Here is a 14223-nt window from a genome sequence, read left to right as displayed (position 1 = left end):
CCTATTGGACTCCGCAAGCATAGGCTCGCGATCGTGAACCGCGGGCGCGATGTGATGCCGGCCGACGAAGCGTAGTCGCGCGCGCTCCCCGCGCATTCGGGGGCGCGGCATGCCGCGCCGGACGCCGACAAGCGTTTACGTCCGGGCAGATCGCGGTCGCGGTGCGCGCTGGCGATGTGGGTATGGCCGCGTGGCAGGACGACCGGCTTCCTGTCGAGGCCCGCGGAAAGTTCCTCGAGCACGGCACGGGCGATACGCGCTGCAGCTTCACGCCGAGCGGGAAGTCGACCGGGATATCGATCCAGGCGTAGCCGTTCGGCGACGCCGATGTTCAATCCGAAGAACGCTCCGGATCGTCGCCGTAGGTGTACTCGCATTCGATCGAACCGTCTTTCCGATGCACGACCAATTGCGCAGGTTGTCCTGAGGACCACAGCTCGCGTGCCTGCTCCTGGCCCGCGGCCTCTCCTTCGGCCTTCGTTTCGTAGGCGGCGAGCGCCATGCCGTCGCGGTGCAGATGCCAGAGCCCGTCGAAATTCGTGTGGGCCAGATGCATGACGTATCGTTGCATGGGCGTGTTCTCCGGCAAGCATGGCGAGGCAGGTCAGCATGGTGCCCAAGGGTTCCTGAACGCAGGAATTTCGTCTCTGCAAGACGTTCCTCGATCCATCCGGTTCACGAACGAACAGCGAGCATGGCGACGGCTGCGTCGTTCCGGCCAGCCTGCGCGCGGTTTCGTCGATGACATTCGTCATTCGAGGTTGCGAATGCGCAGGTCCGTGCCGCGAAGGCACGAAGCGCATCGGTCCGTCGTTCGACGAACGCTCTCCTTTCGAGCCGAGCGCCATCCTCCCAGGCACGCGATGTGATGCATATCGCATTTTAAATCGTTGAACTTTGTGGCATGTGCTGGCGCTGCGCCATCGGCATTGGCATAAAGCGGAGACACGAGTCTTTGCTGGAGAATCCCGGTGCGCCTGGTGTTCGTTGGTGGTCCCGCGCACGGCATCGTGCTGGAGCTCGATGCGCTTCCCGAGCGCATCCTGGCGCACGACATGGACGGCCGGTCCGAGCGCTATGAGCCGTGGGAACGCTCGTCCATTCCCGGCGCCGTCGTCTACGCACCGACGTTGATCGACTGGCCCGCTTTTCGGCGGGCGCTCACGGAAATCCAGGCACTCAGCGTCTGACGATCGCGCACGGCGCGAGGCCGCCATCTCCACGGAGGAGGCGGCCTGCGCAACGACTAGAACCGGGTCACGAGCGCGGCGCGCAGGCGCCAGCTCGCGGTCGTCTGGATCGCGCTGTTGTCGGTGTCGATCGGTGCTTCCGCGCGCAGTTCGAGCGATGCCCGCGGACCGAACGTGAAATCGACCTGCGGCCCGAGGAACAGCACGCGCGAATGCGTGTCGTCGAGCTTCGCGCCGGCGAGTTCGTCGTAGTCCTTGTCCTCGCCGGAGAGGTTCACCTGCAGCGACACGGTGCGATCGTGCTCGAGCACGAGGTAACGTCCCGCCGACAGCGTCCACTGCAGGTCGTTGCCGAAGCGGTAGTCGAAGTCGCCCGTGCGACGGATCGCGTACTGCACGTCGCCGCTGCCGTACCAGCGTCCGCTTCGATAGAACGCGGACGTTCCGGCCACGAAGTCGGTCGAGCCCGAGCCGAGCGCGAGGTCGTGGCCGTGGATGCCGTTGATCGGGCCGTCGTCGTCGTGGCCGCCGTGCTTGGGCGCATCGGCATGGCCTTCGTCGTCGCCTTCATCGAGCTCCTCCGCGATGCGGTCGCTGTCGCCGGTGCCGAACTTGACGCCGCCGAGGACGCGCCAGACGAAGGTGTGATCGCCGTCGTCGGTGCGCACGAGCGTGTACTGCGCCGACGCGGTGACGTCGCCGAGGCCCGCTTCGGTGCCCTTGTCGATGCCGCCGTGCTCGGGGCGTTCGAACGAGCGGTGGATGTACGGCACGTTGACCTGCACGGTCAGGCGATCGGTGATGCCGTAGCCGAGGAACAGCTGCGTGATCGAACTGTCGAGATACTGGCCCGCGTCGTCGTGAAGGGCATGCCCCTCCTCGCGCAGGTCGTCGTAGCGGGTGAACTGTTCCGACACGCCGGCGAGCCAGCCGGACGTTTCGCCGTGCGCCATGCCGGCGGTGTAGACGGAGCAGAGGTCGCACGCATTCGCGAGCGGGGCGCACAACAGCAACGCGCCGAGCGGCGCGCGTCGGATCGGGATCTTCTTCATGGTGTCCTCGAAGCACGTGGACGGACCGCAGGCAGCGGCGATCCGTGGAAACGATCGATGGTCGTGCTAGGCGAGGACGGGCGGGCCGCGCGGCTGCGCGAGGGAGTACGGTCGAACGACGCGGGGTTCGCTTCGATGCCGTGTCGCCGGCGCCGCGGCTCGCAGCGGCGCGACGACGATCGCGTGGGCGACGGTGGCGAGCGCGGGCGCGTGGGCGAGGAAGTCGCAGTAGCCGCACTTGCGCCAGCAATCCCCGGCGCAGTCGTCGTCGGCCTGCAGCTGCAGGTGCGACGCGAGCGCCGCATGGTCCGCGTGCGCGGACGCGGCAATGGCGTGCCCGGCGTGCGCGTGATGCGGAGCATGCGCTCCGAGCACCTGCGATACGGTCGGCGCGAGCGCGAGCAGCAGCATGGCGAAGATCGCCAGCCACGCACTCCAGCGCTGTCGTCGGAACCGTCGGATGTCCACGTCGCCCATTATCCCCGAGGCCCGCAGGCGGAGATGCGGCATATGGCCGCCCCGGCCGCAGAGCTGCCGCCGTCCTGGATGAGTACCGCGCCGGCTGCGTCGGGTTGCGTCGTCCGGCAGCGTCCGGCGCGCGTCGGTGCATCAGGCACCGGGCTTGCGATCACGCCGCAGGTTCGTGGTCGACGCGTCGGCCCAATCGCACGCCGATCGTCCCTGCTGCCGCGGAACCCGCTGGACTACACATGGGCCCGTTGGCGGATGTAATGTACGCCCACGGACTGAGTTCTGGGGGCTTGGTGCGAATCGTACTGGTGGGCGGGCCAGCGCACGGAATCGTGCTCAATGTCGACGGCACTCCTGCGCACATCGAAGCTTTCGACCAACACGGCGGTCGAGTGGTCTACGAGGTGAGCGAGGTGCAGGCGTTGCCGAGCGCGACCGTCTACGCGCCGACATTCCTCGAATGGGCCGAGTTCCGCCGGGCTTTGAGTAAGGTGCAAGCGCTGGACATCTGAGCTATGGGCATGGCTGCGGATCGGTTCCAGTATCACCGTGAAGCCCTCGACCTGCTCCTCAGGGCGGAAGGCGAATATGTGCCGGAAGACGCCATCTGTGACCTCCTCAGCGTGATCTTGACGTGCACCGACGACGCCGTGCTCAAGTCCAAATGCCTGGACGCTGTGCACGAGCTTCGCCTCGGGCCTGCGGCAGTCATGTCGCAATACGCGCAGCTCTCGCTCGTGCGGTTGCGCGGCTATTGCGAGGCAACGCTGGCCAGATCCGACTAGAGGCGTGCGTGGCTCGTGAAAGCATCTCGAATCGCCGTGATGGCGGTCGCCGTTCTTCGAGCCAATCTGAACGCGAAGATGAACGGAAATTTTTTCCTGTTGTCGAGCGATTGTTCAGCTGGCTAGGGTTCGTTCCCGCCATGAACATTGAGGACTCGCCATGCACGACATGATCGATTCGCTTTTCTCGCCGGCGAAACTGGGGATGATCTCGGCTGAACCTCGACGCCTCGCCAAGGACGCGCGCAAGGCGATTCGCAATTTCGGCGTACCGACAACGGTGTTCATCGACCGCCAGGGCAACGTCATTGCGCAGCCCACCGCTTACGCAGCCGACCATTCGGTGGATGAAATCGTCGGCATCTACGGTGAGTACATCGACGTCGAGGACATTGCAGATGACCTGCGCGCGTGCGTAGCGCCGCGACTGGCCTCGATCGGGATTCTGGTGCACTGGCAGGATGCCTGTCTGCACGCTTCCTGAGTTCGTTTCGATCAGCGCCCAGCGCCGGAGGTCAACAGGCCACGCGGGGACAAATCGAGCTATGGCTCCAAGCAGAAGCGCCAGGCCTAGCACATCGAGGAGGGATACGAGAAACACGGCGTCTCGAAGAAGGCCGCGCAGAAGCGAGCGTGGGCGAACTCTTCGGAGGAGGAGGCTCCGGGTCACGCACGAGACCCTCGCATTGCGCGCCGGCTGCAAGGACCGGAACCCGGGTATTGCCGGACGCTTGGGGACAGCCCGCGTTTTGCAGGCTTTCGATCCGACCTCTGTACGCTGCGGGACGGGACCGGGTGCAGCGAAACCGTTGGGTCATGCCGAAGGTGGGACTCGAACCCACACGCTTTTAAGGGCGGCGGATTTTGAGTCCGCTGCGTCTACCGATTCCGCCACTTCGGCACGGACCGCGCGAGGCGCCCGCGCGGGGTCGCGCAGTATACGGCAAAGCCGTCAGTGCGTGCTGTCGAGGGCGAGCTGGCACTCGTCGCAGCGGTACCAGCCGGCGCCGGTCGGGTAGAACTTGAGGCAGTTCTCGAGCGTGCGGCGGTAGATGTGCAGCGACACCGCGTTCGCGTCGTCGCTCGGGTTGAGGATCGTGTGGTACTCGTGCGGCGGGATCAGGCTGCCCGCGGAACCCGCGCCCGCGTTCATCGTGCCGCGCGGCTCGAAGCGGTAGCGGCCGTCGCGCGATTCGACGAGCTCGTACGGCGTGATCTCGAGGAAGCCCTGCCAGACACCCTCGACGCACCATTGGCCGGCGTGGTCGTGGATCGGCGTGCCCTGGCCCGGGCCCCAGGTCATCGCGACGACGCTGTAGCCGTGTTCTTCGCTGCGGTAGAGCTCGCGCCGCGCGTAGTGGTCGTCCTCGCGCTCGAACACGCACGCGGGCAGTTGCACGTTCGGGTCGCGGATGAGCTTGCACAGCGCGTGGCGCAGCGCGTCGGTCGTCGCGCCCTCGTCGGGCAGCAGCACGGCTGCGTCGATCGCGGCGATCAGCTGGCGGGCGCCGGGGAATTCGAGCGAGAGCATGGTGGTATACCCGGACGGACAGGGCGTTGAGTCGGTGGCGCAGATTCTAGCAGGGTGTCGCGATGGTGGGTCCTGCGCGCGCCGCGATCCCGCGAGCGGCCTGCGTCGGACGGCGGTTCCCGCATGCCCGGAGGTGGATCCGTCCATGGATCGCGCATGGGACGATCCTGCCCACCGCGCAGGCGGCCTCGGTCGAGCGGTCAGCGCAGGGTGATGACGTAGACCGGCACGTCGCCGGAGGAGAGCGTGGCGCCGGTCGTATTGCACGCACGCAGCTTCACCGTGCCGGCGCTCGGCGCATTCAGCGCCGTGACGATCATGCCGCCCGGCATCGTCGCGCCCGCCTGCGTCACGAAGATCGGGATGTCGCCGGCCTGCGTTCCCGGCACGCTGATGTTGTAGTCGTTGCAGTCGTGCGCGGAGACCGTGATCGCGATCGCGCCGTTGGAGTAGCCGCCGGCGATCTTGCCGCGCGTGACGCTGTCGCTCGCGATCTGGCTGGTGCCGACCGCGCCGTTGGCGATCTCGTCGGAACCGACCGCGCCCGTCGCGATCTTGCTGGCCGTGACCGCGCCATCGAAGATCTTCGAGCCGGTCACGGAGCCGGCGGCGAGCTTGCCGTTGGTGACGGCGCCGAACGCGATCGACGGATTCGGATAGGTGCCCGCGAGGTCGCCGCCCGCGGGTCCGGTCGTGCCGCTCAGCGTGAACTGCGCGACCGGCGTCGTCGCGACCGGCTGGCGCGGCAGCATCGGTATTCCTTCGACCGACACCTGCAGGTAGAGCTGCGTACCGGTGAATGCGCCCGGGAAACCCAGCGAGATGCTGAAGACGCCGTCGTCGACGGGGTAGTCGATTTCATCGATGGCGACGCCGACCTGGTTGCCACCGCTCGGCGCGTCGTAGAGCGCGAAGGACAGATCGAAGTGGCCGTCCGCCGGCGCGCCGTTCTCCTGCAGGCGACCCTGGTAGACGAAGTCGGGCAACTGCGGAGCGGCGAAGGCCGGCGTCGCCGCGAGCGCGAGCGCGAGGAGCGCGCTCCGCAGGCGAAGCCGCGCGGGGAGGGGCATCGGTCGGTTCATTGGCATTCCTCGAAGCCGTTGCGAAAGAGGGAATCGCGATGCGCGCCGCCCGCTCCGGCCCAGTAACCCGCATGTACGGAGAAGCCCGCGCCGGACGACACGCCGACCACGGGTTCGCCGACGCTGCCTTCGAGCGTGCGGCAACCGCCCGCGGAATGGCTGACGCCGCCGCCACCGGCGATCACGTTCGCGACGACCTGCGCCGCGGCGAGGCCGCAGGTCGCGAGGCCGACGAACGCGGCGACGGCGATGACGCGTCGCTGGCGAGTGGCGCGAAAGGTGGACGGCGTGCGTGTGCGCATGGACGATCCCGTCGGCGGAGCGGTCGACGCCGGGCGTTCCGCCCGCGCCTGTCCAAGCCAACGGAAGCGCGTGCCGCGAGGGGACAACGCGCTGCGACGGGCCGGCCGCGGCGGCGGAGCATCCGGGTGGGAAGGATCGCCGCGCGACGCGGCGGTCAGCGCGCCGTGCGGTCGAGGAACGCGGAGATCGCCGCGCCGAAACGCGCGATGTCGACGAGGAACGCGTCGTGCCCCTGCGGGCTGTCGAGCGCGACGAACTCGACCTCGGCGCCGCCGGCGCGCAGGCCGTCGGCGATCTGCTCCTGCTGCGGCAGCGGGAACAGGATGTCGGTTTCGACGCCGATCACGAGCGCGCGTTCGACCGCGAGTCCCTTCAGCACCGACTCGACGCTGCCGGGGCCGGGCCCCGTCGCCGCATGCTCGGCGAGGTCGAACCAGTCGCTCGCGCGCGAAAGATAGAGGTAGCTGTTGGGGTCGAAGCCGCGCACGAAGCGGCGCGCGTGGCCGGCGAGGTAGGACTCGACCTGGAACTCGAAGCCGAACGGATCGTCGTCGCGCTGGTCCGACTCGAGCCGGATGCGCGCGAAGCGCCCGACCCATTCCATCGCCGAGCGATAGGTGATCACGCCGAGCTTGCGCGCGATCGACATGCCCGCTTCGGGGTAGTGGTCGTCGTCGTAGCGGCCCTGGTTCCAGTTCGGGTCGAGGCGGATCGCCTCGCGCTGCAGCGAGCGGATCGCGATCGCGAACGGCTGCGCCTGCGGCGCGGTCGAGATGCTGATGTGGCGGCGCGCGCTGCCGGGGTGCTGCGCGAGGTAGGCGAGCGCGGTCATGCCGCCCATCGAATTGCCGAGCAGGCAGTCGAGGCGTTCGATACCGAGCCCGCGCACGAGTTCGAACGCCGCGTTGGCGGCGTCCTCGAGCGTGAGCTCGGGGAAGTCGAGGCGATACACCTCGCCGGTCGCCGGGTTCACGTCGGCCGGGCCGGTCGAGCCCTTGCAGCTGCCGAGCGTGTTCACGCAGATCACGAACCAGCGGTTCGTGTCGATGGGCTTGCCCGGTCCGATCATCTCCTCCCACCAGCCCGGCGAGGGGTCGGCCACGTTGGAGGCCGCGTGCGCGCTCGGCGAAAGGCCGGTGAGGACCAGCAGCGCGTTGTCGCGCGCGGTGGAGAGCGCACCCCAGGTTTCGTAGGCGAGGCGCGCGCCGACGATGTCGCCGCCGCGCTTCATGCGGAACGGCGAGGGCAGGGCGAACCACTGGCGGGCGTCGGACATGCGGCACACACGATGGAGCGGACGCGCAATGTAGCGGCGGCGGCCGCGTCCGCCAAGTCGGGCAGCGCTCAGACTACGCGGGCTAGCATCGGGCCACCGATCCCGCGCCGCGAGGATGCATGCCGACCTGCCGCCGTACCGTGTTGCCCGCATCGCCGCCCCGGCACCGGGCCTTGAAGGTCGCTCCGGGCCCGAGCACCCCGCATGTCGACGCCTGAGCCGGGGCCAGGCACGGCATCCACGCCGCGCGCCGCGCGCTTCGGGCGCGTAGTGCTCGTCGCTGCAGCGGCCGTGGTGCTGCTGCCGCTGGCGCTGCTCGCGTTCGTCGCGACGTTCGACTGGAATCGCGCCAAGCCCTGGCTCGCCGGTCATGCCGGCAGCGCGCTCGGTCGCACGGTGACGATCGACGGCGATCTCGCGGTCGCCTGGCAATGGAAACGCGCCGACGGCGACGACACGGTCTGGTCGCCGGGCTTCCACGTGCGCGCATCCGGGGTGCGCGTGGCGAACGCGGACTGGGCACGCGCGCCCACGGCCGCGGAGCTCGACGGCCTCGATGCCGACGTGCGCGCGTGGCCCCTGCTGTGGCACCGCATCGACCTGCCGACGATCCGCATCAGCGGGCCGCGCATCGACGTCGAGCGACGCGCCGACGGCAGCGACAACTGGACCTTCGACGCCGCCGACGGCGCCCCAGGCGCGTGGAGCGTCGCGCTCGGCGACATCGTCTTCGGCGCCGGCGACGTCGACGTGCACGACGCGCAGCGCCGGCTCGACGTCCACGCGACGATCGAACCGCTCGCGGCGCCGGTCGAATTCGGCGAGCGCGTCGACGGCGACGACCCGAGCACGCGCCGCGAGGTGATCCAGCGCGTCGGCAAGGCCGCGGCCGAACGCCTGCGCGACGCGGCCCGCGAACGCGAGCAGCGCCGCGAGGAACGCGGCAAGGCGGTGAAGCCGCCGCCCTATCGTTTCGCGTTCGACGTGAAGGGCACGCTCGCCGGCATGGCCCTGTCGGGCAAGGGTCGCTTCGGCGGCGTGCTCGCGCTGCGCAAGCCGGAACCGTTCCCGTTGCGCGCCGACATCGACGTCGGTTCCACGCAGATCGCGTTGACCGGCACGGTCACCGACCCGACCAGTCCCGACGCGGTCGACATGCGCCTGTGGATCAGCGGGCGCAACCTCGCGAACCTCTACGACATCCTCGGCATCGCACTGCCGAAATCGCCGCCGTACGCGACGGTCGGCCGGCTCGCCGGACATTTCCGTCCGAACCGGACCTCGCTGCGCTACGAGGATTTCAGCGCGCGCGTCGGCGGCAGCGATCTGGCTGGAACGCTCACCTATCGCTCCGGCGAGCCACGTCCGACCTTGAGCGGCGACGTCGACTCGACGCTGCTGCGCCTGCGCGACCTCGGCGCCGTGGTCGGCGCCGGCAGCGCCGAGGACCGTGCCGCGCGCGGTGACCACGCCGCGCAGCCGGCCGGCCGCGTGCTGCCGACCGAGCCGTTCGACGTCCAGCACTGGCACGCGGCCGACGCCGACGTGCATTTCAGCGGCAAGCGCGTGATCCGCAACGAGGAACAGCCGATCAGCGACGTCGACACGCGCATCCGCATGCAGGACGGCGTGCTCACGCTCGAACCGTTGCGCTTCGGCATGGCCGGCGGTCGCGTCGACGGTCGCGTGCGCATCGATTCCGGGCCGCACCCGGCGAAGGGCTCGGTGAAACTCGCCGCACGCAGGCTCGCGCTCGCGCGCCTGTTCGAGGCGAGCGACGGTCTCTCCAAGAGCCTCGGCCAGGTCAACGGCGACATCGAGCTCGACGGCACCGGCAATTCGATCGCGGCGATCCTCGGCAGCGCCGACGGTTCGCTCAAGGTCGTCATGGCCGACGGCGAGGTCAGCGAGTCGACGATCGAGAAGGCAGGCCTCAACGTGCTCAACACGTTCTTCGCCAAGCTGCGCGGCGACCCGCCCGTGCATATCGATTGCGCGGCGGCCGTGTTCACGGTCGAGGACGGGCGTGCGGTCGCCGACCTGTTCGTGTTCGACACCGAGAACGCGCGCATCGACATCGAGGGCGCCATCGACCTCGGCGACGAAAAGCTCGACCTCGTGTTGCGCCCGCGCGCGAGCGGCTTGCGCATGCTCACCCTGCGCTCGCCGTTGCGCGTCGCCGGCACCTTCGAGCACGTCGACGTCAGCGTCGAGAAGAAGCAGCTGCTGCTGCGCGTCGGCGCGGCGATCGGCCTCGGTGTCGCGGCCGCGCCGGCGGCCGCGGTCGTGCCGCTGATCGCACCCGGCAGCGACGAGGAGAAGCAGTGCGCGCCGCTGCTGGCGGAGGTCGGCAGGAAGGGCGCGAAGCCGGAAGCGAAACCGCGCGCGAAGGCGGCAACGAAGGCGAGAGCCGCGCGCAAGTGACCGCTGCGTGCGGGCATCCTTGACGCGTCCGCGTCGCGCTCGGGTAGGATGGGCGCGGGGAGGGACGCCGGCCCGGCGTCCGATGGACACGCACGCGTGCCGAGCATCTATCAGCTGAAACCGGCCTTCCAGGGGCTGCTGCGCCCGCTCGTGAACGCGCTCGCGCGCGCCGGCGTCACCGCGAACCAGGTCACCGTGCTCGCGGTCGTGCTGTGCGCGGCGGTCGGCGCCGCGCTCGCGCTCGTCGACGATCCGCGCATCCTGCTGCTGTTGCCGGTCGCGCTGTTCCTGCGCATGGCGTTCAACGCGATCGACGGCATGCTCGCGCGCGAGCACGCGCAGCAGTCGAAACTCGGCGCGATCCTCAACGAACTCGGCGACGTCGTCGGCGACGCCGCGATGTACCTGCCGCTCGCCCTGCGGCCCGGCTTCCCGGTGGCCGCGATCGTCGTGTTCGTGCTGCTCGGGGTCGTCGTCGAGATGACCGGCGTGATCGGCGTGCAGATCGGCGCGAGTCGCCGCTACGACGGTTTCGGCAAGAGCGACCGCGCGTTCGTCGTCGGCGCGATCGGCCTCGTGTACGGATTCGGCTGGGCGCCGCTCGCGTGGCTCGGCTGGCCACTGTGGATTGCCGTCGCGCTCGGAGCACTCGCGATCGTCACGCGCGCGCGCCGCGCGCTGCTGGAAGTGCGCACGAAAGGAGATGCCGCTTGAGCCTCGAATCGCTGCACCTGTGGATCCCGCCGAGCGTGCTGTGGACGTTCGGCGCGATCGTCGCGCTGCTCGTCGTCGCGACCATCGTCGTCGCGCTCATGCGCCGCGGCGACGCCGGCAAGCACGTCGAACTCGCCGCGCGCGTGAACTCGTGGTGGGTCTTGGTCGGCGTGTTCGCGGTCGCCCTGCTGTTCCGCCGCGGCATCGCGATCGGCTTCTTCGCGCTGCTGTCGTTCCTCGCGCTGAAGGAATACCTGTCGCTGATCCCGACCCGCCGCGCCGACCGGCGCGTGCTGTTCTGGGCGTACCTGTGCGTGCCGATCCAGTACTGGTGGGTGTGGCAGCAGTGGTACCACATGTTCCTCATCTTCATCCCGGTGTGGGCGTTCCTGTTCATCGCGATGCGCATGGTGCTGCGCGGTGAGACCAAGGACTTCCTGCGCGCGGCCGGCACGATCCACTGGGGCCTCATGACGATGGTGTTCGGCCTCAGCCACCTCGCCTACCTGCTCGTGCTGCCCGACGGCAAGCCCGCGGTCGGTGCGCACGGCGCGGCGCTGCTGCTGTTCGTCGTGCTGCTCACCGAGCTCAACGACGTGCTGCAGTACATCTGGGGCCGCACGCTCGGCCGGCGCAAGGTGATCGAATCGGTGAGCCCGAAGAAGACCGTCGAAGGCCTCGTCGGCGGCGCGCTCACGACCACGCTCGTCGCGTTCCTGCTCGCGCCCGTGCTGACGCCGCTCACGCACACCGACTCCATCGCGGTCGGCCTCATGATCGGTTTCGGCGGTTTCCTCGGCGACGTTACGATCTCCGCGGTCAAGCGCGACATCGGCGTGAAGGACACCGGCACGATGATCCCCGGCCACGGCGGCATCCTCGACCGCATCGACAGCCTGCTGTTCACCGCGCCGCTGTTCTTCCATTTCATGGCGTTCTTCTATTTCTGAAGCAGCCTCCACCCGGCGTCGTTCCCGCGAAAGCGGATGGCGGCGACGCACGGTGGCATGCACCGGAGCAACGGCAACGATGGGCTACCTGCTGCGACTGTTCTTCTACGGCGTGCTCGTGCGCCTCGTCGTGCTGTTCGTGCTCGGCCTCAACGTGCGCCATCGCGAACGCCTGCCCAAGCGCGGGCCGGCGATCCTCGCCGCCAACCACAACAGCCATCTCGACGCGATGGCGATGATCAGCCTGCTGCCGCTGCGCCTGCTGCCCAAGGTGCGCCCGGTCGCCGCCGCCGACTACTTCCTGCGCAACAAGCTGCTCGCGTGGTTCGCGCTCAACGTCGTCGGCATCGTCCCGCTCAACCGCCAGCGCACGCACGACAAGGAAGACCTGCTCGCGCCGATCGCCGCCGCGCTCGAACGCGGCGAGATCCTCGTGTTCTTCCCGGAAGGCTCGCGCGGCGAACCCGAGCAACTCGCCGAATTCAAGACCGGCCTCGCGCGCATCGCCGAACGCCGGCCCGACGTCCCCGTGGTCCCCGTCTACACCTACGGACTCGGCAAGGCCCTGCCGAAAGGCGAATGGATGATCGTGCCGTTCTTCGTCGACATCTTCGTCGGCGAGCCGCTGCACTTCGACGGCGACCGCATTGCGTACATGGAACGCTACCGCCACGCGATGGCGCAGCTTGCGCTCGAGGAGAAGCACGCGGACTGGACGTGACGGCCGTCGCTTGCGGGCCCCGGCTCCGCGGCATCCCCAGTCGGGGGCGCGTCCTGCTGTCGCGCGGCCTGCGATTCTCCCAGCGCTTCGATCGCCGCCGCGCGATATGGGATTGCTACTTGAGCTTGCTGTCTTCGCTCTTCGCTTCCTGCATCGCCTCGGGCTCGAGTTCTTCCGCGGAGCGATTCAGGTGGACGAATACGCCCCAGCCCGCGAGGAGCGCGCCGATCGCGCCGACCACGGCCGCGACGTGCACGAGCTGCGCGGAATCTTCGTGCGCGCGGAACGTCGCGACGAGCGCTTCGATCGCGAGCGCGACGACCACCACCACGAGGAAACGCGAAAGGAAGCGGCGCACGCGCGTCGGTCCGCTCACGTGCGCATCGCGCACGACCTCTTCTTCGGCAATCGTCTGTGCAATCTGCAACGCGACGACCGCCGCCGCGAGGACGCCCATCGCCTCGATGATGCGCTCTGCCGCGCCGAGGTCAATGTCGCCCGCGAGCACGCCGAAGCCGATCTTGCCCGCCACCAGGATGAGCCCGACCGCGGCGAGCGCGAACAGCGCCGCCATCAACGCGTGCAGGATCGAAAATGCGCGCAGGAAGGCCTTCATGCGACGAAGTATATATCCGTTCAATGTCACCGCTGCCGCTCCGCCCCGGCCGAGTGTACGCGGACACGGATCGAGCGCTTGCGATCGCTGGGCCTGCGCGTCGCCGCCGGCAAGGCTACGCGTTACGCGAACCGCGCGAGTGCGCGGAAAGGATTCGCCGCTGCCGTGCAGTCGACCGCCTTGCGCTGCACTTGCCTGGTCAGTGCCGTCGCCTGCACGGACCCCCAGAGCGCGAGCGCGACGAACGGTACGAACATCACGATATGCAAGTAGCCGATGACCGTTGCACGGCCGCCACGCCGAATCCTCGTCAATCGAAACGATTTTTCGCCGAGCGGTGGAACCTGGCCATCGCGAAGAATCCTCATGCCACGGCGCCCGAAAGTAGCGGCCATGACGAGTCCGATGAAACCGGGCAGGCCCACGAACACGCCGTACAGGAGCGCGGCGGTGCCGCCGTGACCGAACACCGTCCGGCACGGCGCCGACGCGGCGAACGCGTGGAGCCAGGGGAAGAACCAAAGCTTCGAAATGCCGATGGCCAACAGACCGGCAGCCACGCCGAAGGCCACGAATCGAATGCGTTCGCGCGGCGTGTACATCGGCGCGAACTCCGGAGGTCTATCCATTGCGTTACGCACAGGTGCGAGGCTCGAACACTTGGTTGGCCTTGCTACAGCATCGGCTGAAATGATGGCGACGCGATAACCAGCGGTGACGACCCGGCGGGAGTATCGCCCTCGTGCGCGTGGTTCGCCCGCCCAGGTTGCTGATGCGAAAAGTGAGAGAGGGCCTCATGCCGCCTAACGCCTAGGTTAAGGTCGCGGACCCGCCGAAGGCGGGGACGTCGGGCCTTGAACCGAATGTTGGACGCATTTTCTTCCCAGGTAGTCTATGGTGCACTCCACAGGATCACCTTCTCTTCCTTGAACGACGGCATGACAGACGCTGCAATGATCATCATGCATGGAATGGTCTGGAGAGAAGCGCAGCGTAGCAACGACGATATCGGCGCTGCTAAATCCCTCAGAGGAAAGAATGGTCTCGAATTTTTTCTTGACGCCGCTGAGTGACGCTCGCAACGGTTCGATACGCCAAAACGTCTTTG

General features: G+C 68.4%; 17 protein-coding genes and 1 tRNA gene. 8 read left to right on the top strand and 10 right to left on the bottom strand.

The window, feature by feature from the left end:
* Positions 1 to 331: 331 nt before the first annotated feature.
* The gene (locus tag FHW12_RS05165) at positions 332 to 556 is read right to left on the bottom strand and encodes a DUF2188 domain-containing protein (protein WP_182529883.1); all 225 of its coding nucleotides are present in this window, start codon (positions 554 to 556) and stop codon (positions 332 to 334) included.
* 415 nt (positions 557 to 971) lie between these two features.
* On the opposite strand from FHW12_RS05165, the gene FHW12_RS05160 reads away from it, so the two are divergent.
* Positions 972 to 1190, top strand: coding sequence for a hypothetical protein (locus FHW12_RS05160; protein WP_182529882.1), 219 nt, complete (start codon positions 972 to 974; stop codon positions 1188 to 1190).
* A gap of 56 nt (positions 1191 to 1246) precedes the next feature.
* Here the strand turns inward: FHW12_RS05160 and FHW12_RS05155 are convergent, their stop codons facing one another.
* Positions 1247 to 2242, bottom strand: coding sequence for a transporter (locus FHW12_RS05155; protein ID WP_182529881.1), 996 nt, complete (start codon positions 2240 to 2242; stop codon positions 1247 to 1249).
* Positions 2243 to 2308: 66 nt separating this feature from the next.
* Positions 2309 to 2710: a DUF2946 domain-containing protein gene (locus FHW12_RS05150; protein WP_182529880.1), complete on the bottom strand. Its 402-nt coding sequence runs from the start codon at positions 2708 to 2710 to the stop codon at positions 2309 to 2311.
* A gap of 335 nt (positions 2711 to 3045) precedes the next feature.
* Here FHW12_RS05150 and FHW12_RS05145 point away from each other — a divergent pair, with 335 nt between their 5' ends.
* From FHW12_RS05145 to FHW12_RS05135, 3 genes are all read left to right on the top strand, one after another.
* Positions 3046 to 3225 (top strand): hypothetical protein, encoded by a 180-nt coding sequence (locus FHW12_RS05145; RefSeq protein WP_220484305.1) that lies wholly within the window; start codon positions 3046 to 3048, stop codon positions 3223 to 3225.
* 9 nt (positions 3226 to 3234) lie between these two features.
* Complete coding sequence (locus tag FHW12_RS05140; protein WP_182529878.1) at positions 3235 to 3498, top strand: hypothetical protein; 264 nt, start codon at positions 3235 to 3237, stop codon at positions 3496 to 3498.
* A gap of 160 nt (positions 3499 to 3658) precedes the next feature.
* A complete protein-coding gene (locus FHW12_RS05135; RefSeq protein ID WP_182529877.1) occupies positions 3659 to 3982 on the top strand; it encodes a hypothetical protein in 324 nt (107 codons plus the stop codon).
* 333 nt (positions 3983 to 4315) lie between these two features.
* Here the strand turns inward: FHW12_RS05135 and FHW12_RS05130 are convergent.
* The 5 genes from FHW12_RS05130 to metX all read right to left on the bottom strand — a co-directional run bounded on the left by FHW12_RS05130 (position 4316) and on the right by metX (position 7690).
* Positions 4316 to 4399 (bottom strand) — tRNA-Leu (locus FHW12_RS05130).
* A 51-nt stretch (positions 4400 to 4450) separates the two neighbouring features.
* Positions 4451 to 5029: a cysteine dioxygenase family protein gene (locus FHW12_RS05125; RefSeq protein ID WP_182529876.1), complete on the bottom strand. Its 579-nt coding sequence runs from the start codon at positions 5027 to 5029 to the stop codon at positions 4451 to 4453.
* 200 nt (positions 5030 to 5229) lie between these two features.
* Positions 5230 to 6099, bottom strand: coding sequence for a hypothetical protein (locus FHW12_RS05120; RefSeq protein ID WP_220484304.1), 870 nt, complete (start codon positions 6097 to 6099; stop codon positions 5230 to 5232).
* 8 nt (positions 6100 to 6107) lie between these two features.
* Complete coding sequence (locus tag FHW12_RS05115) at positions 6108 to 6413, bottom strand: hypothetical protein (RefSeq protein WP_182529874.1); 306 nt, start codon at positions 6411 to 6413, stop codon at positions 6108 to 6110.
* Positions 6414 to 6568: 155 nt separating this feature from the next.
* A complete protein-coding gene (gene metX / locus FHW12_RS05110) occupies positions 6569 to 7690 on the bottom strand; it encodes a homoserine O-acetyltransferase MetX (protein WP_182529873.1) in 1122 nt (373 codons plus the stop codon).
* Positions 7691 to 7894: 204 nt separating this feature from the next.
* Here metX and FHW12_RS05105 point away from each other — a divergent pair, with 204 nt between their 5' ends.
* From FHW12_RS05105 to FHW12_RS05090, 4 genes are all read left to right on the top strand, one after another.
* A complete protein-coding gene (locus tag FHW12_RS05105) occupies positions 7895 to 10114 on the top strand; it encodes an AsmA family protein (protein ID WP_182529872.1) in 2220 nt (739 codons plus the stop codon).
* 96 nt (positions 10115 to 10210) lie between these two features.
* Positions 10211 to 10828, top strand: a complete 618-nt coding sequence (locus FHW12_RS05100; RefSeq protein WP_310735143.1) for a CDP-alcohol phosphatidyltransferase family protein — start codon at positions 10211 to 10213, stop codon at positions 10826 to 10828.
* Positions 10825 to 11778 (top strand): phosphatidate cytidylyltransferase, encoded by a 954-nt coding sequence (locus FHW12_RS05095; RefSeq protein WP_220484303.1) that lies wholly within the window; start codon positions 10825 to 10827, stop codon positions 11776 to 11778. The genes FHW12_RS05100 and FHW12_RS05095 overlap by 4 nt, the downstream gene beginning before the upstream one ends.
* Positions 11779 to 11857: 79 nt before the next feature.
* A complete protein-coding gene (locus FHW12_RS05090) occupies positions 11858 to 12499 on the top strand; it encodes a lysophospholipid acyltransferase family protein (protein ID WP_182529870.1) in 642 nt (213 codons plus the stop codon).
* Positions 12500 to 12614: 115 nt separating this feature from the next.
* On the opposite strand, the gene FHW12_RS05085 is transcribed toward FHW12_RS05090, so the two are convergent.
* Both FHW12_RS05085 and FHW12_RS05080 read right to left on the bottom strand, forming a co-directional pair.
* Positions 12615 to 13115 (bottom strand): hypothetical protein, encoded by a 501-nt coding sequence (locus tag FHW12_RS05085; RefSeq protein WP_182529869.1) that lies wholly within the window; start codon positions 13113 to 13115, stop codon positions 12615 to 12617.
* A 122-nt stretch (positions 13116 to 13237) separates the two neighbouring features.
* Positions 13238 to 13717, bottom strand: coding sequence for a hypothetical protein (locus tag FHW12_RS05080; protein ID WP_182529868.1), 480 nt, complete (start codon positions 13715 to 13717; stop codon positions 13238 to 13240).
* Positions 13718 to 14223 lie beyond the last annotated feature (506 nt).

Source organism: Dokdonella fugitiva, from assembly GCF_014138265.1.
Classification (GTDB): domain Bacteria; phylum Pseudomonadota; class Gammaproteobacteria; order Xanthomonadales; family Rhodanobacteraceae; genus Dokdonella_A; species Dokdonella_A fugitiva_A.
The sequence above is the reverse complement of the archived record's forward strand: the minus strand, read 5'-3'. Positions and strand labels throughout refer to the sequence as shown.